A 20,195-nucleotide genomic window follows, 5' to 3' on the forward strand; every position below is an offset into this window, starting at 1 on the left:
GCTTTCGAAAACTGGTATTTGGGAAACCCGCGCTGGCAGGGCCGGCGCGGGTTTTTCCGTGTGACGCGCAAGACATCGATCCGGCCGACCGGATCGCGAAACGGTACCGACAAGGGCAAGCGAGCAACGCCGTGACCGAACAGATGACAGACTTGAAAACGCTTGAGGCGACTTTGCTGGCCGAGATCGCGGCCGCGTCCGACGAGGCGGCGCTCGAAGCCGTGCGCGTGTCGGCCCTCGGCAAGAAGGGCTCCGTCTCCGAACGGCTGAAGATGCTGGGGACGATGTCGCCGGAGGAACGCAAGCAGATGGGCCCGGCGCTGAACGGGCTGAAGACCAGCGTCGGCGAGGCGCTGGCCGCGCGCAAGGCCGAACTGCACCGGGAAGCGATCGCCGCGCGCCTGGCGGCCGAAACCGTCGACGTCACGCTGCCGGTGCGCCAGGCCCCGGCCGAGCGCGGCCGCATTCATCCGATCAGCCAGGTGATCGACGAGATCACCGCGATCTTCGGCGATCTGGGTTTCGCGATCGCCGAGGGGCCCGACATCGAGACCGACTACTACAATTTCACCGCGCTGAACTTCCCCGAAGGCCACCCGGCGCGCGAAATGCACGACACGTTCTTCTTCCCGCCCGGCGAAAACGGCGAGCGCAAGCTGTTGCGCACCCACACCTCGCCGGTGCAGATCCACACCATGGAGGCGCAAAAGCCGCCGATCCGCATCGTCATTCCCGGCAAGACCTACCGCCAGGATTCCGACGCCACCCATTCGCCGATGTTCCACCAGCTCGAAGGGCTGGTCGTCGACCGGACCTCGACCGTGGCCAACATGAAGTGGGTGCTGGAGGAGTTCTGCAAGGCGTTCTTCGAGGTGCCGTCGCTCAACATGCGCTTCCGGCCGTCCTTCTTCCCGTTCACCGAGCCGTCGCTGGAACTCGACATCCAGTGCGACCGGTCCAGGCCGGGCGAGGTGCGTTTCGGCGAGGGCTCCGACTGGATGGAAATCCTCGGCTGCGGCATGGTCCACCCCAACGTGCTGAGGATGTCGGGGCTGGATCCGGACGAATATCAGGGCTTTGCCTGGGGCATGGGCATCGACCGGATCGCGACGCTGAAATATGGCATGCCGGACCTGCGCGACTATTTCAACGCCGATACGCGCTGGCTGCAGCATTACGGTTTCCGCCCGCTCGACCTGCCGACCCTGTTTGGAGGGCTCAGCACATGACCGACACACTCCATAGCGGCGGCTGCCGCTGCGGGGCGGTGCGCTTTTCCGCAACGGCCGCACCGCACGAGGTCGGCTATTGCCATTGCCACGACTGCCGCCGCGCCTCCGGCGCGCCGGTCTCGGCCTTCGTCTGCTTTCGCCGCGAACAGCTCTCCTTCGAGGGCGACACGCTAAAGGCCTTTGAAAACGGCCCGGTCGCACGCAGCTTTTGCGGCGCCTGCGGGACGCCGATCGCCTATGTCGACGACCGTTTGCCGGACGACATCTGGATCACGCTCGGCGCCATGGACCAGCCGGCCGCCTACAAGCCCACCCATCACGCCCATGTGCGCGAGCAGCTGCCGTTCGTGCACATGCCGGATTCGCTGCCGCGACACGTCAAATCCAGCGTACCGAGACCGACGGAAGACACACAATGAAATTCACCCTTTCCTGGCTCAAGGACCATCTCGACACCGACGCCTCGCTCGACGAGATCGTCGAACGGCTGACCATGATCGGGCTCGAGGTCGAATCCGTCGACGACAAGGCGTCGCTGAAGCCGTTCGTGATCGCCAGGGTGCTGACGGCGGAAAAACACCCCGACGCCGACAAGCTCAAGGTGCTGTCGGTCGACACGGGCAGCGGCGCGCCGGTGCAGGTGGTGTGCGGCGCGCCCAACGCGCGCGCCGGCCTGGTCGGCGCCTTCGCAGCGCCGGGCGCCTATGTGCCGGGCATCGACGTCACGCTGTCGGTCGGCAGGATCCGCGGCGTGGAAAGCCACGGCATGATGTGCTCGGAACGCGAATTGCAGCTTTCCGACGAGCACACCGGCATTATCGACCTGCCCGACAACGCGCCGGTGGGCGCGTCCTTCGCCGAATGGGCCAAGCTCGACGATCCGGTGATCGAGATCGGCCTGACGCCGAACCGCCCCGACGCCACCGGCGTTTACGGCATCGCCCGCGACCTCGCCGCCGCCGGGCTCGGCACGCTCAAATCGGGCGCGGTCGAACCGGTCGAAGGCGAGGGCAAATGCCCGGTTTCCGTCACGCTCGAGGCGCCCGATCTATGCCCCGGCTTCGCGCTCAGGCTGGTGCGGGGGGTGAAGAACGGCCCGTCGCCGAAATGGCTCCAGCAGCGCCTGATCGCCATCGGGCTCAGGCCGATCAACGCGCTGGTCGACATCACCAATTACGTCACCTTCGACCGCGGCCGGCCGCTGCACGTGTTCGACGCGGCCAAGGTGAAGGGCAACCTGGTGGTGCGGCGCGCGCGCGCCGGCGAAAAGGTGCTGGCGCTGGACGGCGCGGAGTATGCGCTGACGCCCGACATGTGCGTGATCGCCGACGACAACGGCGTGGAATCGATCGCCGGCATCGTGGGCGGCGAGCTTTCGGGCTGCGAGGACGGCACCACCGACGTGCTGATCGAGTCCGCGCTCTGGGATCCGATGGCAACGGCGCGCACCGGCCGCGAACTCGGCATCATCACCGATGCCCGCTACCGGTTCGAACGCGGCGTCGACCCGGAATTCATGGGCGCCGGCCTGGATCTGGGCACGCGCATGGTGCTCGAATTCTGCGGCGGCACGCCGAGCGAACCGGAGATCGTGCTGGGCACGCCGACCGCCAAGGACGGAGAGATTGTCGGCGAAACCGGCCACCATTACCGCGAGGTCGACTTCCCGCTGTCGGAAACCAAGCGCCTGACCGGCCTGGACGTGGACCGGGCCGAAAGCATCGCCATTTTGAAGCGTCTCGGTTTCGTTCCGAAGGGCGCGACGGACGGCGCGGTCGTGCGCTTCGTCGTGCCGTCCTGGCGTCCCGACGTCGACGGCAAGGCCGATCTGGTCGAGGAGGTGATGCGCATTCACGGCGTCAACCGGATCGCGCCGGCGCCGCTGCCGCAGACGACGGCCGTCGGCAGCCGCATCCTGACCACGCTGCAAAACCGCACCCGCGCCGCGCGCCGCGCGCTGGCCGTGCGCGGCATGATGGAGGCGGTCACCTGGTCGTTCATTCCCGAACGCCACGCCGCGCTGTTCGGCGGCGGCGCGCCGGCGCTGAAACTGTCGAACCCGATCGCCGCCGACATGTCGGACATGCGGCCCTCGCTGCTGCCGGGCCTGATCGCGGCGGCGCAGCGCAACGCCGATCGCGGTTTCGGCGACATCGCCCTGTTCGAGGTCTCGGGCACCTATCAGGGCGACCGGCCCGAGGACCAGCGCCGGGTCGCCGGCGGCGTGCGCCGCGGCACCGCTGCGCTGGAGGGCGCGGGCCGGCACTGGGCCGGCAACGCGGCGACCGTGGGCGTGTTCGACGCCAAGGCCGACGCGCTCGCCGCGCTGGAGGCGGCCGGCGCGCCGGTCGACAAGCTGACGATCGAGGCCGGCGGGCCGGACTGGTATCACCCCGGCCGTTCCGGCACGATCAAGCTCGGGCCGAAGAACCTGCTCGGCACGTTCGGCGAGTTCCATCCCGACACGCTGGAGGCGCTCGACGCGGCCGGGCCGATCTGCGGCTTCGAGGTCTATCTCGACGCCCTGCCCGAGCCCAAGGCCAAGGCGACCCGCACCAAGCCGCGCCTCGACCTGTCGCCGTTCCAGGCGGTGAAGCGCGATTTCGCCTTCGTGGTCGACAAAGGCGTGGCTGCCGGCGTCCTCACGCGCGCGGTCGCGGCCGCCGACAAGAAGCTGATTGCCGGCGTGTCGGTGTTCGACGTGTTCGAGGGCGCCGCGCTCGGGGCCGACAAGAAATCGGTGGCGATCGAGGTCGCCATCCAGCCGCAGGAGCGCACGCTGACCGACGAGGATTTCGAGGCGCTGTCGGCCCGGATCCTCGCCAATGTCGAAAAGCAGACCGGCGGCGTCCTGCGCGGCTGAACAAAAAAACGGCGCCCCGTTGCCGGGGCGCCGCGGTTTTCAGGTGATATCGCCTGCCTCTCAGGCGGGCTTGCGGAACAGCTGGATGCCCCAGGCCAGATAACCGGCATCGGCCGCCTTGACCCAGTTTTCCAGGCCGACCGCCATCTTGTCGAGATAGTCGCTCGAAGCGCCGCTCTCGCGCAGCTTGTCGTAATTGGCCAAAAGCTCCTCGCGAACCCGGAAATAATGGGTGCGCAGATCGCCGGTCAGGTCCTCCTGCGCCACGATCTCGAAGCCGAGCGCCTGCGCGGCCTCCCGGTAGAAGCGGAACGAGCCGAGGCTGTTCAACTGCAGGCGGTCGTAGACCGGCTGCAGCACGCCGTCGGGCACCTCGTCGGCCTGCATCGGGTCGGTGAAGACGAAATGGCCGCCGGGCTTGAGCACGCGCCAGACCTCGGCCAGCACCTTTTCGCGCTGGTCGGAATGCAGGATCGCGTCCTGGCTCCACACCACGTCCTGGCTGGCATCGGCCTCGGGAATGTCCTCAAACACACCGTGGACGACACGGATATTGTCGGCGAGACCGGCGCGCCGGTTCTTGTGGCGGTTGGTGTCGTTCTGGGTTTCGGAGATGTTGAGGCAGGCCGCCTCATTGCCGAATTTCTTGACCAGATGGCGCATCGAGCCGCCATAGCCGGCGCCGATGTCGAGAACCTTGGTGTCGGCATCGATCTTCGGCAGGGCCGCGATCATCCGGTCGACGGTGACGACCGACGCGTCGCGGATGTTCTTGGTGTCCTTGTAGATGCCGATATGGAGGTCCTCGCCGCCCCAGACCGTGGAATAGAACGTGTCGGCATCGTCGCCGTCATAATAATCCTCGGTGACGTCGCGGATATCGCTCTGCCCCTGCTCGCGCGCCTCGCCGCCCCAGCGCACCACGTGCAGGGTCGACTTCTCGGCCACATGGACGAAGAAATCCGGTTCGTTTTCGGTATAGGTCTCCTGGAAGTCACCATAGGTGCGCACCCGCTGGAAACCGGCCTCCGACAAGAGCTTGCGCACGTAGTTCTTGCGGATCGGGCACAAATTGAGCGTGTATTCGGCGCCGTCGGGGAAGCTGTATTTGAAGCGCACCAGGCTGTCGTCGATATGCTCGGGCTCGGCCGTGACCTTGTCGCCGCAATAATAGAATTTGTGCTTGGTCTTGAAGCCCTCGTCGAGAATGGTGTCGTAGTTGCGCTGGTCGAGGATCAGGATGCCGTCATGCTTGAGCGCGGCGTAGAACTCCGCCAGCGCACGGCGCCGGTCGGCCTCGGTGTGCAGATGGGTGAAGGAATTGCCCAGACAGATGATGGCGTCGTATTTGCCCTGGATGTCGCGATTGAGCCAGCGCCAGTCGGCCTGCACCGTCTTGAGGATCAGCCCGCGCGCCTGACCGTTCTGGAACGCCTTGGCCAGCATCGCGGCCGAACCGTCGGCCGAGGTGACGTTGAAGCCCGCCTCGTTGAGGTGCACGGAGTGGAAGCCGGTGCCGCACGCAACGTCGAGCACGGTTTCCTTGCCCCTGGCGCGCAGCACGTCGATGAAGAACTGCCCCTCGCTTTCGGCGCGCGCAGTCCAGTTGATGAGTTCGTCCCACTTCTCCACGAAGGTCATCACATATTCGCCGCGATAGAGATCGGTTTCGCGGTCGGCCAGCGGATCGTCGCCATAACGCTGCTGGTCCATTTCCAGCTCGGCATTCGGCTGTTTGAGTGCTGCCTCGTTCATATCGCTCTCCGTTTCGCCTGTGGTTCGCATCGGCCGCAGCCCGGCCGGCGCGGCGGGCAGCAGCGGCGCGGCCCGGTACGGACCACGCGTCATGGATGGTGAACGCCTCGGACCCCCGACAGGGCGGCGCCTGCCCGCACAGAAACGCGCCCGGCGGGCGCGCAAAGAGGCTGCGAGAGCAGAGGTGGCGGATTTCAAGGCGCCTGAGAAAAGGCGCGGCTCCATCGACTGGAAATGCCACCGTGATTGATGGGCGCAGGATATCGTTCGAAAACGACATTGCAAGGTCCGATTGCGACATTCTCGCCACGGATGCGTAGCACGCCGCCCAGCCGCCGCGTTTTGCCAGCGACCTCAGCAGCCTAACAGAAAAAGATCATGATGCCGGCGCGGGAAGAACGGGCGCGTTACCACCACACGCCGCCGCGGCGGATGCGGATACGCGGCCGCCCGGCCGGGTCGCCAAGCGCGGTGGCTGGCGCCGGATGCGCAGCCTCTTCCTCCGCCACCACGGCTACGCCCGGCATCAGGCCGGCAAGGTGCCGGTAGGTCGCCGCGTCGGGCCGGCGGTGTCGGCCAATGGCGGGAATGAAGCTCGCGCGCCGTTGCCGCGCGCGGCCGCCCGCATGGACGGGCACGTCCTCATCCGGCAGGTCGCGCGCGCCCTTCAAGGCCATGAGCCGCCGAACCCGCTCCTCGGTCGGCGGGTGGGTGCGCAGCACCGAAGGGTCGGGAATACGGCCGCCGGGCAGCAACAGGCTTTCCCACAGGCGTCCCTGGGCACGCTCGAGCTTGACCAACGCCGAGGCGAGCCCCTCGGGATCGCCGGTCAGCATGGCCGCGCCGAGATCGGCGTCGTATTCGCGCGTGCGCGACAGTGCCATCTGCAACAGACCGCCGACGGTGGGCGCGGCAAGCAGTACGAAGACCGCCAGCCAGGGTACCTGCGCCTGGTAGCCGCCGGCGAAGACGACCAGGTTCAACACCAGCGACAAAAGGCCGGCCGTCGACAGGACCGAGGTGAAACGCGACACCATGTCGGCCAGGGCCATCACTTTCACGTCTTCATGGGCGATGTGGCTGATCTCGTGCGCCAGGATCGCGGTCAGTTCGCGCAGCGTCATCTGTCGCATGAGCGCGTCGGTGATCGCGATCGCCGAATCCTCGCGGCGGCCGACGGCAAAGGCGTTCATCATGCGTGAGGGGACGACATGGAGAACCGGCGCCGCCGGCAGCCCGGCGCGCCGGGCGAGTTCCTCCAGGACGGCGATCCCTCTGGCGAACTGCGCGCGCGAGACGGGCCTGGCCTTATACATGGACAGGACCAGGCGCGGGCTGATCCGGCGCATCGCCATCATTGACACCGCGCCGACGAGCAGCGCGTAGACGAGCGCCGCCATACCGCCGAAAGCCCAGGCGCTGGCGGCGAGGATCGACAGACTGCCCGCGGCGAGCAGCCAGGTGTGAAGCGTATTCAGCGCACGGCTGCGCTGCTGCTGGACGATGTCGAGATTGGATTGCCGGCTCATGTGGCCAATATGGGGGCCGGGCGGCGTTTTGCCGAGTCGCGGCGATGACGCGGCGCAGGTCGGCCTTTTCCAGCGGCCGGACCGGGAGATTTTTCGGCTCCGGCGCGGCGCGGAAGGCCCGGCGGGCGGCATTTGCCGGCAATCCGCGCCGGACGACGCTTGCGCCCCGAAATCGCTGTTCTTATATACGCCGCAACGCTGCACGCGCTTTCCCTCGGGAAGCTGTGGGGCGCTTTCTTGTGAACAGGGGCTGCCGCGCCGAACGCCGCAATGGGTCCTTGGCAGCCTGCTTAGCGGAGAAGAAGAATGGCAAAAGTAATTGGTATCGACCTGGGAACCACGAATTCGTGTGTCGCGGTCATGGACGGCAAGGAACCGAAAGTCGTCGAAAACGCCGAAGGCGCGCGCACGACGCCGTCGATCGTGGCCTTTCCCGACGGCGACGAGCGCCTCGTCGGGCAGCCTGCCAAGCGGCAGGCCGTGACCAATCCTGAAGGCACGATTTTCGCGGTCAAACGCCTGATCGGCCGGCGCTATGACGACCCGGTGACCGACAAGGACAAGAAGCTCGTTCCTTACAAGATCACCAAGGCCGACAATGGCGATGCGTGGGTCGAGGTTCAGGGCAAGAAATATTCGCCCTCGCAGATCTCCGCCATGGTCCTGCAGAAGATGAAGGAAACGGCGGAAAGCTATCTCGGTGAAAAGGTCGAGAAGGCCGTCATCACCGTTCCGGCCTATTTCAACGACGCCCAGCGTCAGGCCACCAAGGACGCCGGCAAGATCGCCGGGCTGGAGGTGCTGCGCATCATCAACGAGCCGACCGCGGCCGCGCTCGCCTACGGGCTCGACAAGAAGAAATCCGGCACGATCGCCGTCTACGACCTCGGCGGCGGCACGTTCGACATCTCGATCCTTGAGATCGGCGACGGCGTGTTCGAGGTGAAGTCGACCAATGGCGACACCTTCCTGGGCGGCGAAGATTTCGACATGCGTCTGGTCAATTACCTCGCCGAGGAGTTCAAGAAGGAACAGGGCATCGACCTGAAGAACGATAAGCTCGCCCTGCAGCGGCTGAAGGAAGCCGCCGAGAAGGCCAAGATCGAGCTGTCGGCAACGTCGCAGACCGAAATCAACCTGCCCTTCATCACCGCCGACCAGTCCGGTCCGAAGCACCTGACGATGAAACTCACCCGGGCGAAGTTCGAAAGCCTGGTCGAGGATCTGGTCAGCCGCACCATCAACCCGTGCAAGGCGGCGCTGAAGGATGCCGGCGTGCAGGCCGGCGAGATCGACGAGGTGGTGCTGGTGGGCGGCATGACGCGCATGCCCAAAATCCAGGAGGCGGTCAAGCAGTTCTTCGGCAAGGAGCCGCACAAGGGTGTGAACCCCGACGAGGTCGTCGCCATGGGCGCGGCCATCCAGGCCGGCGTTCTGCAGGGCGACGTCAAGGACGTGCTGTTGCTCGACGTGACGCCGCTGTCGCTCGGCATCGAGACGCTGGGTGGCGTGTTCACCCGCCTGATCGACCGCAACACCACGATCCCGACCAAGAAGGGCCAGGTCTTCTCGACCGCCGAGGATAACCAGTCCGCGGTCACGATCCGGGTCTTCCAGGGCGAACGCGAAATGGCGGCCGACAACAAGATGCTCGGCCAGTTCGACCTGGTCGGCATTCCGCCCGCACCGCGCGGCGTACCGCAGATCGAGGTCGCGTTCGACATCGACGCCAACGGCATCGTCAACGTCTCTGCCAAGGACAAGGGCACCGGCAAGGAGCACCAGATCCGCATCCAGGCATCGGGCGGCCTGAGCGACGACGAGATCGAGAAGATGGTCAAGGACGCCGAGACCAACGCCGAGGGCGACAAGCAGCGCCGCGAGGCGGTCGAGGCCAAGAACCAGGCCGAGGCCTTGGTGCATTCCTCGGAGAAGTCGCTTGCCGAGTACGGTGAAAAAGTCTCCGAAGAGGATCGCAACGCGATCTCCGAGGCGATCGCCGCGCTGAAGACGGCGACCGAGGGCGACGATGTCGAGGACATCAAGACCAAGACCAACGCGCTCGCCGAAGTCTCGATGAAGCTCGGCCAGGCCATGTACGAAGCCTCGCAGGCCGAGGCGGCCGAAAGCGACGCCCAGGCCGACGCCGAAAAGAGCGGCGAGGACGTCGTCGATGCCGATTTCGAGGAAATCGACGACGACGACAAGAAGAAGTCCGCCTAAGCGGCTTCGCCGCCAAGCAGCAGGCCCGGCCCGCGCGCCGGGCCGGCAGGCAAAACGACAAAGCCCTCATTCGCGGCCGCTCCGCGGATGAGGGTTTTTTGTTGCGGCAGGCGGCTCTCCCGCGAGAGCGTTTCCAGGCGAAGTGGAAGCCGGTTCGCCGTTCGAAAAGCGCGTCACAACAATAGATTAGAGCCGGTCTGCGATTCTGCGAAAAGCAGAACGGCTCTAGGCGACAAGGCAAGGGGCTCTGCCTGGCGATCCCGCGCGGTCGTTTTCGACGACCGAGGACGGCAGCCATCATCTCTACAACCCGGCTCACCCGTAGCGTGTATCCAATATATATTTCTGGCTAACCTAAAGAGTATTCAATATCGCTGTCGATATGCTGAGGTATTAGGAAATTCTGAAGTATTGCATGCGATGACACTCCGGTATTTCATCGCGACGCCGGCTGATAGCGCATGCATTACCGCATCTTCGAAACCTGGCGACTGACCGCCGCGCTGACCATCATGATGTGGCATTTCCTGCGCTATGCGCCGCCGGGTCACGAGGGGGCCAGCGCGGCGCTCTATCGGCTGATGCCGCTGATGGAGATGTTCTTCATGATCTCCGGCTTCCTGATCATGGAACGCTACGGCGACAGGCTCTTGAGGGAGCGCGGCGGCTTCGGCCGCTACCTGGTGCGCCGCATCGCGCGCTTCTACCCGCTCTACCTGGTTACGCTTTTGTTCTTCTGCGTCGTCGCGCTGGCGATCGATTTCGGCTTCGTGCAGACCGGCGATCCGGGCCGCTATGCCTGGTCGGCGCTGCCGGCCAATCTGCTGCTGCTGCAGGCCTGGGGTCTGACCGACACGCTGACCTTCAACTACGTCGCCTGGTCGATGTCGGCGGAATGGTTCTGCTATCTGCTCCTGCCGCTGATCATCCTGGCCTACCGGGCCGGCGGCAAGACCGGGCTGGCGGTGCTGGCGGCGCTGTGCATCCTGGCGCTGGAAGTCGCCGTGGCGGCCAGGATCATCCCGTTCGCGAGCTGGCTGGAAGCCAACACCTGGGGCGCCTATCGCGCCTTCGCCGATTTCGCGCTCGGCGCCTTCGTGGCGATGGCGGTGCGCGACAGCCGATGGCGCCTTGAAAGCCACGCGCCGGCCTGGATCGTCTTCGCGCTGGCGATCGCGGCGATGGCGACCAATCAATATTCCTACGTGATCGTGCTGCTGCTCGGCCTGGCCATGTACTGCGCCGCGCTCGCCGAACGCAACCGGCCCGACTCCTCGCTCTACCTCGCCTTCCTGCACCCGCTCGGTAAGGTGTCGCTCGGCATCTACCTGATCCACCCGGTCATCGAAAGCGTGTTCCTGGCCATCGTCTGGCGCAAGCTGCTCGAGCCGCTCGGCCTGGTCGGGTTTTATACCTACTGGTTCGTGCCCGCCCTTGTGGTGATCGGCGTCGCCATGGTGTCCCACCGCTATTTCGAGCGCCCCGCGGGAGACTGGATCATGGGGCGGCTGCTGGGAGCAAAGCCGCGCCCGCGGCCGGCCGAGATCGCCGTGGCGCCGGCGGAGCGGGCCGGCGGCTAGCGCGGTTCGCTTCGAGAAGCGTTCATGCTTCGCTGGAGACGCCCGCGCTCTGGACGGTCTCGCGGTCCGGTCGGGACCGAGCGCCGCGGCGTCAGGCCACGGCGCGGGCCAGCGCGCATTGCGACCACAGTTCCGAAAGCGCCCGCACCAGATGGTCGATGTCGGCGTCGGTGTGCAGCGGCGACGGCGTGATGCGCAGCCGCTCGGTCTTGCGCGGCACGGTCGGATAGTTGATCGGCTGGACGTAGATGCCGTGATTGTCGAGCAGCAGATCCGAAAGCCATTTGCACTTGGCGGCGTCGCCCACCATCACCGGCACGATATGGCTCGGATTGGGCATGGTCGGGATGCCGATCGCCTCCAGGCGGGCGCGCACCTTGGCCACGCGGTCCTGATGACGGGCGCGCTCGAACTGGCTCGACTTCAAATGGCGAATCGAGGTCAGCGCGCCGGCCGCCACGTGCGGCGGCAGGGCGGTGGTGAAGATGAAGCCGGAGGCGAAGGAGCGCACGAAGTCACACAGCGCCGTGGACCCGGTGATATAGCCGCCGACGACGCCGAAGGCCTTGCCGAGCGTACCTTCGATGATGGTGATGCGGTCCATCAGCCCCTCGCGCTCGGCAACGCCGCCGCCGCGCGGGCCGTAGAGGCCGACCGCGTGCACCTCGTCGAGATAGGTCATGGCGCCGTGTTTTTCGGCGACGTCGAGGATTTCGCGGATCGGCGCGATGTCGCCGTCCATCGAATAGACGCTCTCGAAGGCGACGATCTTCGGCCGGTCGGGCCCGTATTCCGACAGGATGCGGTCGAGATCGCGCACGTCATTGTGCTTCCAGACGCGCTTTTCGGCTCGGGAATGACGAATGCCCTCGATCATCGAGGCGTGGTTGCCCTCGTCCGACACGATCACGCAGCCGGGAATGTTGGCGCCCAGCGTCGACAGCGTCGTCCAGTTGGAGACATAGCCGGAGGTGAAGATCAGCGCCGATTCCTTGCCGTGCAGATCGGCCAGCTCGCGCTCCAGCAAGACGTGGTAGTGATTGGTGCCGGAAATGTTGCGCGTGCCGCCGGCGCCGGCGCCGCAGCGCTCGAGCGCCTCGTGCATGGCCGCGATCACCTTGGGGTGCTGGCCCATGCCGAGATAGTCGTTCGAGCACCATACGGTGACCTCGCGGGTTTCGTCGCCGACAAAGCGCGTCGCGCGCGGAAACGAGCCCGCATGCCGCTCCAGTTCCGCGAAAACGCGATAGCGGCCCTCGTCGCGAAGGCCGTCGAGCTTCGTGGCAAAAAAGGCTTCGAAGTCCATCCGTGTTCTCCTTGGAACTTTTCTAACCTGCCGGACGGTTTTTGTCTTCCCTCGAAGACGCGGCAAAACGTTCCATTCAAAGATTTGCATATTTCAATGCAGGCGGTCCAGCCCCGCGTGCCGCGGGGTCTCGTCCCCCCTTGGCCCGGTTGCCGCGGCGGCGCCTTGATCTGGCGCAAGCGTGGCGCCGGCACGACGCCGAAACCGGCGGCCCCGGTTTCGAGCCGCAGCGGCCCGGCGACAGCCCTGCGGGGCGAGGCCGGGAGGCTCAGATTTCCGTCACCATGCGGTGGCCGGGCGGGTGGACCATGCGCACGAAGGTGATCGGCTTGTCGGCAAGCCAGGTCATGCGCTCGGCCACGAACACGGCTTCGCCCTCGACCACCTGCAGCAGCGCGGCCTCGTCGCGGCCGGCGCGCGCGGCGCGAAAGGCGAACTCGGCGCGCGAGAACGGCGCGTTTTCGACCAGCCATTCGTTCGGCCCGATCTCCTCGAAAGCCTCGTCGCGGGCTTCCGGCACCGCATCGAGATTGATCCAGCGCTCCTCGAACTGGAACGGCGCCCGGTCGGCCAGGTGCAGGCAGCGCAGATGCAGCACTTTGGCCGAAGCCGGCAGGGCGAGCCGCGCGCGCAGGAAATCGGGGGCGACAATAATGTCGCGGCTCAGCCGCGAATAGGCGTAGGCGGCGCCCTTGGCCTCGATCTCCTTGCGCACCAGCGGGATCGAAAGCCGTGCCTCGCGCACCGGATAAAGCGCGACCCGCGTGCCGGATTTGCGCTTGCGTTCGACAATGCCCGACCGCGCCAGTTCCTGCACCGCGCGATTGACGGTGGCGCGCGCCACGCCGAATTCGGCCGCCAGCGCCTCCTCGCCGGGGATCGTTGCGCCGGGCGGCCAGACCCGGCGGGCGATCCGGCGTTCGAGCTCGGATTTGATGTCGCGGAAGGTGGTGCGCCGATCGGTCGTCATAACCGTGCCATGACCGATTCCATGCAGCTTGCATAGCGCCGCACGATCGCATCGCGGCCGCGATGCCGCCCGTCGCGGACCATGTGGCGGCCGGCCGACCACAGATCGGTGACGGTCTCGTTGCCGCCGGCGAAGATCCAGCCGTCGAGCAGGCGGTCGCCGGTCAGGCCAAAAAGCGCCGAACGGGCCGGATCGAGCGCGAGCAGATCGGCCCATTGTCCCGGCGCAAGCGCGCCGCTGTCGCGGCCGAGCGCGCGCGCACCGCCCTCCAGCGCGGTCCCATAGAGTTCCCGGCCGCTCGACTGACCGGCGTCGGCCATCACCACGCGCAGCCGGTCGCGCAGCCGCTGCGAATATTCGAGCTGGCGCAACTCACCGGCGACGCCGATGCGGATGTTGGAATCGGAACCGACGCCGAACACGCCGCCGGCGGCGCGAAAATGCGCGCCGTCGAAAATGCCGTCGCCGAGATTGCCCTCGGTGACCGGACACAATCCCGCCGTCGCCTGGGCGGCGGCAAGCCCTGCCGTCTCCTTTTCGCTCATGTGCGTACAATGGATCAGGCACCAGCGCCGGTCGACCGCGACCGTGTCGAGCAGCCATTCGACCGGCCGGGCGCCATGAACCGCCAGCATTTCGTCGATTTCCTGTTCCTGCTCGGCGATATGCATGTGGAACGGGCGGTCGCCGCGCATTCCCGCCAGCCGTTCGAGGTCGGCGGCGCCGACGGCGCGCAGCGAGTGCGGCGCATATCCCCAACCGGCATCGCCGGGCAGCGCCTTGATCGTCGCCTCGGCGCGCGCAACCAGCTCCAGATACCGGTCGAGATCGTTGCCGAACCGCAACTGGCCGCCCGCAAGCGGCCGCCCGTCGACGCCGCCCTGGGCGTAATGCACCGGCAGCAGGGTCAGCCCGATGCCGGTCTCGGCCGCGGCGGCGGCGATGCGGGCCCCGAGTTCGCCGGGATCGGCATAGGCGGCGCCGCCGGGCTGGTGGTGCAGATAATGGAACTCCGCCACGGCGGCGAAGCCGGCCTCCTGCATCTCCATGAAGGCGAGCGCGGCGACGGCCTCGATCTCGTCGGGCTCAAGCACGTCGAGAAAGCGATACATGATCTCGCGCCAGGTCCAGAAACTGTCATGCGCGGCCGGACCGCGCGCCTCGGCCAGACCGGCCATGGCGCGCTGAAAGGTATGGCTGTGCAGGTTGGACGGCGCCGGCAGGAGCGCGGCCACACGGTGGCTGTCTGCCGCCGGCGATGCGTCGGCATTCACATCCGCGATCCGGCCGAGCTGGTCGATCTCGACCAGCACATTCGCCTGCCATCCGGCCCGGGTCAGCGCTTCACGCGCAAAAATCGACGCCATCGCACTCTTTCCAATTGACTCGTTATGTCTAGACATAATAGCGTTATTCTCGGATTTGAAAACCGGAAATCGACCCAGCGATGACGCGCAAGATCCTTTCCGACCTGCGTATCGCCACGCTTGAGGCGGGCGGGAAGCCCTACGGGCTGATCGAGCGCGGCGCGATCGGCGTCGAGGCGGGCCGCATCGCCTGGGTGGCCGCGGCCGACGCCGTGCCGGCCGGCTGGGCCGACGCCCCGTCGCAGAGCTTTGGCGGGCGGCTGGCGACCCCGGCCCTGATCGACTGCCACACCCATCTGGTTTTCGGCGGCAATCGCGCCCGCGAATTCGAGCTGCGGCTGGAAGGGGCGAGCTACGAGGAGATCGCGCGCGCCGGCGGCGGCATCGTCTCCACCGTCTCGGCCACGCGCGCGCTCAGCGAAGACGCGCTGGTGGAATCAGCGCTGCCGCGGCTCGACCAACTGATCGGCGAAGGCGTGGCGACCATCGAGGTCAAGTCGGGTTACGGCCTGACCGTCGCCGACGAGCTGAAAATGCTGCGCGCGGCGCGCCGGCTTGAAAGGCTGCGGCCGGTGCGCGTGCGCACCAGCTATCTCGGCGCGCATGCCGTGCCGCCCGAATACAAGGATCGCGCCGACGCCTATATCGACCAGGTCGCGATCCCGGGCCTGGAGGCGGCGCGGGCCGAGGGGCTGGCCGACGCGGTCGACGGGTTCTGCGAGGGCATCGCTTTTTCGCCGGCCCAGATCGCCCGCGTCTTCGATCGCGCCAAGGCGCTCGGCCTGCCGGTCAAGCTGCACGCCGAGCAATTGTCGGATCTCGGCGGCGCGAAGCTGGCGGCGTCTTACGGCGCGCTGTCGGCCGACCATCTCGAATATCTTTCCGCCGACGGCATCGCCGCGATGGCGAAAGCCGGCAGCGTCGCCGTGCTTTTGCCGGGCGCGTTTTATTTCCTGCGCGAAACGCAACGGCCGCCGGTCGCGGCGCTGCGCGCGGCCGGTGTGCCGATCGCGGTCGCCACAGACTGCAATCCGGGCTCCTCGCCGATGACGTCGCTGCTGCTTGCGGTCAACATGGCCTGCACCTTGTTTCGCCTGACGCCGGAAGAGGCGCTCGCCGGCGCAACGCGCGAGGCCGCGCTTGCACTCGGTCTCGGCGAAGAGGTCGGCACGCTCGAACCCGGCAAGCGCGCCGAACTGGCGATCTGGGACGTCGAGCACCCGGCCGAACTCGCCTATCGCATCGGCGACAATCCGCTTTACCGTCGCATCGTGGAGGCGAAGGACTGACGATGATCGTGCTGCATCCCGGCGCCGTACCGCTTGCAACGCTGGAAGCCGTCTACCGCGGCAACGATGCCGTCATGCTCGACGACCGGTTCCGCCCCGCCATCGCCAGCGCCGCCGCGCGCATCGCCGCCATTGTCGGCGGCGACGCGGCCGTCTACGGCATCAATACCGGCTTCGGCAAGCTCGCCAGCGTGCGTATTCCTGCGGACGACGTGGCGACGCTGCAGCGCAATCTGATCCTGTCGCATTGCTGCGGCGTCGGCGCCCCGCTCTCCGGCGATATCGTTCGGCTGGTGATGGCATTGAAACTGATCTCGCTCGGGCGCGGCGCGTCGGGCATACGGCCTGAGACGGTCGCGCTGATCGAGGCGATGCTGGCGCGCGACGTCCTGCCGGTGATACCCGAAAAGGGCTCGGTCGGCGCGTCGGGCGACCTGGCGCCGCTCGCCCATATGACGGCGGCGATGATCGGCGAGGGCGAGGCGGTGTTCGAGGGTCAGCGCATGCCGTCCGCCGACGCGCTCGACAAGGCGGGGCTCGAACCGATCGTGCTTGCCGCCAAGGAAGGGCTGGCGTTGATCAACGGCACCCAGGTGTCGACCGCGCTGGCGCTCGCGGGTCTGTTTCGCACCCACCGGGCGGCGCGCGCGGCGCTGATCACCGGCGCGCTGTCGACGGATGCCGCCATGGGCTCGACCGCGCCGTTCCACCCGGAAATCCACGCCCTGCGCGGCCATCGGGGCCAGATCGATACGGCGGCCGCGCTGCGCGCCCTGCTGGCCGGCTCGGAGATCCGCGACAGCCATATCGAGGGCGACCAGCGCGTGCAGGACCCCTATTGTATCCGCTGCCAGCCCCAGGTCGACGGCGCCTGCCTCGACCTGCTGCGCATGGCGGCGCGGACACTCGAAATCGAAGCCAACGCCGTCACCGACAACCCGCTGGTGCTTTCGGACGGCGTCGTCTCGGGCGGGAATTTCCACGCCGAGCCGGTGGCCTTCGCCGCAGACCAGATCGCGCTCGCAATTTGCGAGATCGGCGCGATCGCCCAGCGCCGCATCGCGCTCCTGGTCGATCCGGCGCTGTCCTTCGGCCTGCCGGCCTTTCTGGCGAAGAAACCGGGGCTGAACTCGGGCCTGATGATCGCCGAGGTGACGTCGGCCGCGCTGATGTCGGAAAACAAGCAGATGGCGCACCCGGCCTCGGTCGATTCGACGCCGACCTCGGCCAATCAGGAAGACCACGTCTCCATGGCCTGCCACGGCGCCCGGCGCCTGCTCGCCATGAGCGACAACCTGGCCGGCATCGTCGGCATCGAGGCGGTGACGGCGGCCCAGGGCGTCGAGTTGCGCGCGCCGCTGAAGACCGGTCCGGAACTGATGCGCGCCCTGGAAACGATCCGCGGCGTCGTGCCGACGCTCGAGGTCGACCGCTTCATGGCCGACGATCTGGAGGCGGCGAGCGGACTGGTGCGCTCCGGCGCGCTTAACGCCAGCGTCAGCGCCGGCATCCTGCCAAAGCTGGAGCCGGCCCCATGACCCCCGTCGACGTGCGCCAGGGCACCTCGCCCGTCATCCTCGGCCTGCCGCATACGGGCACTTTCGTGCCCGCCGAAATTTTCGAGCGGCTGAACGAACAGGGCAGGCTGCTGACCGACACCGACTGGCATGTCGACCGGCTCTATGACGGCCTCCTGCCCGGCGTCACCACGGTGCGCGCGACCTTCCATCGCTACGTGATCGACGCCAATCGCGACCCGTTCGGCAAAAGCCTTTATCCCGGCCAGAACACGACCGGCCTGGTGCCGGTAACCGATTTTGACGACCGGCCGATCTGGCGCGACGGCGCGGCGCCGACCGACACGGACGTGGCCGAAAGGCTCGACGCGTTTCACCGGCCCTATCACGCCGCGCTTGCGGCCGAGATCGCGCGTGTCAGGGCGCTGCACGGCGTCGCGGTGCTTTATGACTGCCACTCGATCCGCTCCGTCTGCCCGTTCCTGTTTCAGGGCCGCCTGCCCGACTTCAACATCGGCACCAATAACGGCCAAACCTGCGCGCCCGCGCTCGAAACGGCCGTCGCCGATATCTGCGCCGCCGCCGACGGCTACAGCCACGTCGTCAACGGCCGCTTCCGAGGCGGCTGGACGACGCGTCACTATGGAAAGCCCGCTGACAAGGTGCACGCGATCCAGATGGAACTGACGCAGGCCACCCACCTGGCCTCGGAAGCCCCGCCCTTCGACTACGATCCCCAGAAGGCCGGGCGGCTGCGGGCCCATCTCACAGAAATCCTGACGCGCATCGAGGCGATCGCGTCGTCCCTGACGTCCGGAGACCGGCCATGAGCAATCCCCGCCATAATATTCGCGACGTGCGCAGCCCGCGCGGCTCCGAACTCAACGCCCGGAGCTGGCAGACGGAAGCGCCGCTCAGAATGCTGATGAACAATCTCGACCCGGACGTGGCCGAGAACCCGAACGAGCTGGTGGTCTATGGCGGCATCGGCCGCGCCGCGCGCACCTGGGACGATTTCGACCGCATCGCGGCCACCTTGAAGACGCTCGCCGACGACGAGACCCTGCTCGTGCAATCGGGCAAGCCGGTCGGCGTCTTCCGCACCCATGCCGACGCGCCGCGGGTGCTGATCGCCAATTCCAATCTCGTTCCGCACTGGGCCGACTGGAACCATTTCAACGAGCTCGATCGCAAGGGGCTGATGATGTACGGCCAGATGACGGCCGGATCCTGGATCTATATCGGCTCGCAGGGCATCGTGCAGGGCACCTACGAGACCTTTGTGGAGGCCGGGCGCCAGCATTATGACGGCGATCTGACGGGCAAGTGGATCCTGACCGCCGGCCTCGGCGGCATGGGCGGCGCCCAGCCGCTGGCGGCCGTGATGGCCGGCGCCTGCTGCCTGGCGGTGGAGTGCGACGAGAGCCGCATCGATTTTCGCATCCGCACCCGTTATGTCGACGAAAAGGCGACCTCGCTCGACGAGGCGCTGGCGATGATCGACCGCTGGACCCGGGCCGGCGAGGCCAAATCGGTCGGCCTGCTCGGCAACGCCGCCGAGATCGTGCCGGAACTGGTACGACGCGGCGTGCGGCCGGACATGGTCACCGACCAGACCTCGGCGCACGACCCGATCAACGGCTATTTGCCGAAAGGCTGGTCGCTGGCCGAATGGCGCGCCAAGCGCGAGAGCGACCCGCAAGCGGTGGAAAAGGCCGCCCGCGCCTCGATGCGCGAACATGTCGAGGCGATGGTCGCCTTCTGGAACCAGGGCGTGCCCACGCTCGACTACGGCAACAATATCCGCCAGGTGGCGCTGGAAGAAGGGCTTGAAAACGCCTTCGCCTTTCCCGGCTTCGTGCCGGCCTATATCAGGCCGCTATTTTGCCGCGGCGTCGGCCCGTTCCGCTGGGCGGCGCTCTCGGGCGACCCGGAAGACATCTACCGCACCGACGAGAAGGTAAAGGAACTCCTGCCCGACAACGAGCACCTGCATCGCTGGCTCGACATGGCGCGCGCGCGCATCGCCTTCCAGGGCCTGCCGGCGCGCATCTGCTGGGTCGGGCTCGGCGACCGCCACCGGCTCGGCCTCGCCTTCAACGAGATGGTCGCCAAGGGCGAATTGAAGGCGCCGGTGGTGATCGGCCGCGACCATCTCGATTCGGGCTCGGTCGCCTCGCCCAACCGCGAGACCGAGGCGATGAAGGACGGTTCGGACGCGGTTTCGGACTGGCCGCTGCTCAACGCGCTTTTGAACTGCGCCTCGGGCGCGACCTGGGTGTCGCTGCATCATGGCGGCGGTGTCGGCATGGGCTTTTCGCAGCATGCCGGTATGGTGATCTGCGCCGACGGCAGCGAGGCTGCGGCACGCCGGCTGGAGCGCGTGTTGTGGAACGACCCGGCGACCGGCGTCATGCGCCATGCCGATGCCGGCTACGACATCGCGCTCGACTGGGCGCGGGAAAAGGGCCTGAGACTGCCGGCGATTCTTGGAAATTAGCGCCGTTCCTGGTCGCATAAACGTATAAAAAAGCTCGGATTGAGGGCAAAATTCGGGGAATTCA

14 protein-coding genes are annotated in these 20,195 nt (G+C 66.9%); 9 read left to right on the forward strand and 5 right to left on the reverse strand.

All coding sequences use genetic code 11. The features are described 5' to 3' along the window. The first annotated feature begins 143 nt into the window (after window positions 1-143). Genes pheS through pheT form a run of 3 tightly spaced genes read left to right on the forward strand, consistent with a single transcriptional unit; the run spans window position 144 to window position 4,095 of the window. Window positions 144-1,229 (forward strand): phenylalanine--tRNA ligase subunit alpha, encoded by a 1,086-nt coding sequence (gene pheS / locus ACT2B0_RS20595; protein WP_473460116.1) that lies wholly within the window; start codon window positions 144-146, stop codon window positions 1,227-1,229. Next, the gene (locus tag ACT2B0_RS20600; protein WP_473460117.1) at window positions 1,226-1,651 is read left to right on the forward strand and encodes a GFA family protein; all 426 of its coding nucleotides are present in this window, start codon (window positions 1,226-1,228) and stop codon (window positions 1,649-1,651) included. The genes pheS and ACT2B0_RS20600 overlap by 4 nt, the downstream gene beginning before the upstream one ends. Next, window positions 1,648-4,095, forward strand: a complete 2,448-nt coding sequence (pheT, locus tag ACT2B0_RS20605) for a phenylalanine--tRNA ligase subunit beta (RefSeq protein ID WP_473460118.1) — start codon at window positions 1,648-1,650, stop codon at window positions 4,093-4,095. Before ACT2B0_RS20600 ends, pheT begins: the two co-directional genes overlap by 4 nt. A 60-nt stretch (window positions 4,096-4,155) precedes the next feature. Here pheT and ACT2B0_RS20610 read toward each other — a convergent pair whose 3' ends face one another. Together ACT2B0_RS20610 and ACT2B0_RS20615 are read right to left on the reverse strand one after the other, a co-directional pair. Next, complete coding sequence (locus tag ACT2B0_RS20610) at window positions 4,156-5,850, reverse strand: glycine/sarcosine N-methyltransferase (RefSeq protein WP_473460119.1); 1,695 nt, start codon at window positions 5,848-5,850, stop codon at window positions 4,156-4,158. A 407-nt stretch (window positions 5,851-6,257) separates the two neighbouring features. After that, window positions 6,258-7,379: a zinc metalloprotease HtpX gene (locus tag ACT2B0_RS20615; RefSeq protein WP_473460120.1), complete on the reverse strand. Its 1,122-nt coding sequence runs from the start codon at window positions 7,377-7,379 to the stop codon at window positions 6,258-6,260. Between the two features lie 306 nt (window positions 7,380-7,685). On the opposite strand from ACT2B0_RS20615, the gene dnaK reads away from it, so the two are divergent. Continuing rightward, on the forward strand, window positions 7,686-9,602 hold the full coding sequence (gene dnaK / locus ACT2B0_RS20620; RefSeq protein WP_473460121.1) for a molecular chaperone DnaK: 1,917 nt from the start codon (window positions 7,686-7,688) through the stop codon (window positions 9,600-9,602). Between the two features lie 461 nt (window positions 9,603-10,063). Further along, window positions 10,064-11,182 carry an acyltransferase family protein gene (locus ACT2B0_RS20625; protein WP_473460122.1) on the forward strand — a complete coding sequence of 373 codons (1,119 nt, stop codon included), beginning with the start codon at window positions 10,064-10,066 and terminating at the stop codon, window positions 11,180-11,182. Window positions 11,183-11,273: 91 nt separating this feature from the next. On the opposite strand, the gene hemA is transcribed toward ACT2B0_RS20625, so the two are convergent. The 3 genes from hemA to ACT2B0_RS20640 all read right to left on the reverse strand — a co-directional run bounded on the left by hemA (window position 11,274) and on the right by ACT2B0_RS20640 (window position 14,825). After that, the gene (gene hemA, locus ACT2B0_RS20630; protein ID WP_473460123.1) at window positions 11,274-12,488 is read right to left on the reverse strand and encodes a 5-aminolevulinate synthase; all 1,215 of its coding nucleotides are present in this window, start codon (window positions 12,486-12,488) and stop codon (window positions 11,274-11,276) included. Between the two features lie 268 nt (window positions 12,489-12,756). Further along, complete coding sequence (locus ACT2B0_RS20635) at window positions 12,757-13,458, reverse strand: GntR family transcriptional regulator (RefSeq protein WP_473460124.1); 702 nt, start codon at window positions 13,456-13,458, stop codon at window positions 12,757-12,759. Continuing rightward, entirely contained in the window at window positions 13,455-14,825 is a 1,371-nt protein-coding gene (locus ACT2B0_RS20640; protein ID WP_473460125.1) for a formimidoylglutamate deiminase, read from the reverse strand. The genes ACT2B0_RS20635 and ACT2B0_RS20640 overlap by 4 nt, the downstream gene beginning before the upstream one ends. Window positions 14,826-14,905: 80 nt before the next feature. On the opposite strand from ACT2B0_RS20640, the gene hutI reads away from it, so the two are divergent. Genes hutI through hutU form a run of 4 tightly spaced genes read left to right on the forward strand, consistent with a single transcriptional unit; the run spans window position 14,906 to window position 20,131 of the window. Further along, on the forward strand, window positions 14,906-16,114 hold the full coding sequence (gene hutI, locus ACT2B0_RS20645; RefSeq protein ID WP_473460126.1) for an imidazolonepropionase: 1,209 nt from the start codon (window positions 14,906-14,908) through the stop codon (window positions 16,112-16,114). 2 nt (window positions 16,115-16,116) lie between these two features. Then, window positions 16,117-17,652, forward strand: a complete 1,536-nt coding sequence (gene hutH / locus ACT2B0_RS20650; RefSeq protein ID WP_473460127.1) for a histidine ammonia-lyase — start codon at window positions 16,117-16,119, stop codon at window positions 17,650-17,652. Further along, window positions 17,649-18,461: an N-formylglutamate deformylase gene (hutG, locus tag ACT2B0_RS20655; protein ID WP_473460128.1), complete on the forward strand. Its 813-nt coding sequence runs from the start codon at window positions 17,649-17,651 to the stop codon at window positions 18,459-18,461. The genes hutH and hutG overlap by 4 nt, the downstream gene beginning before the upstream one ends. Then, on the forward strand, window positions 18,458-20,131 hold the full coding sequence (gene hutU, locus ACT2B0_RS20660) for a urocanate hydratase (protein ID WP_473460129.1): 1,674 nt from the start codon (window positions 18,458-18,460) through the stop codon (window positions 20,129-20,131). Before hutG ends, hutU begins: the two co-directional genes overlap by 4 nt. Window positions 20,132-20,195 lie beyond the last annotated feature (64 nt).

The organism is Nitratireductor sp. J20-h4, assembly GCF_056780505.1.

Coding starts and splice junctions, on each gene's coding strand:
- dnaK (WP_473460121.1), top strand. CDS start 7,686: ATGGCAAAAGTAATTGGTATCGACCTGGGAACCACGAATTCGTGTGTC.
- hutI (WP_473460126.1), top strand. CDS start 14,906: ATGACGCGCAAGATCCTTTCCGACCTGCGTATCGCCACGCTTGAGGCG.
- pheS (WP_473460116.1), top strand. CDS start 144: ATGACAGACTTGAAAACGCTTGAGGCGACTTTGCTGGCCGAGATCGCG.
- hutH (WP_473460127.1), top strand. CDS start 16,117: ATGATCGTGCTGCATCCCGGCGCCGTACCGCTTGCAACGCTGGAAGCC.
- hutG (WP_473460128.1), top strand. CDS start 17,649: ATGACCCCCGTCGACGTGCGCCAGGGCACCTCGCCCGTCATCCTCGGC.
- hemA (WP_473460123.1), bottom strand. CDS start 12,488: ATGGACTTCGAAGCCTTTTTTGCCACGAAGCTCGACGGCCTTCGCGAC.
- hutU (WP_473460129.1), top strand. CDS start 18,458: ATGAGCAATCCCCGCCATAATATTCGCGACGTGCGCAGCCCGCGCGGC.
- ACT2B0_RS20615 (WP_473460120.1), bottom strand. CDS start 7,379: ATGAGCCGGCAATCCAATCTCGACATCGTCCAGCAGCAGCGCAGCCGT.
- ACT2B0_RS20600 (WP_473460117.1), top strand. CDS start 1,226: ATGACCGACACACTCCATAGCGGCGGCTGCCGCTGCGGGGCGGTGCGC.
- ACT2B0_RS20625 (WP_473460122.1), top strand. CDS start 10,064: ATGCATTACCGCATCTTCGAAACCTGGCGACTGACCGCCGCGCTGACC.
- ACT2B0_RS20635 (WP_473460124.1), bottom strand. CDS start 13,458: ATGACGACCGATCGGCGCACCACCTTCCGCGACATCAAATCCGAGCTC.
- pheT (WP_473460118.1), top strand. CDS start 1,648: ATGAAATTCACCCTTTCCTGGCTCAAGGACCATCTCGACACCGACGCC.
- ACT2B0_RS20640 (WP_473460125.1), bottom strand. CDS start 14,825: ATGGCGTCGATTTTTGCGCGTGAAGCGCTGACCCGGGCCGGATGGCAG.
- ACT2B0_RS20610 (WP_473460119.1), bottom strand. CDS start 5,850: ATGAACGAGGCAGCACTCAAACAGCCGAATGCCGAGCTGGAAATGGAC.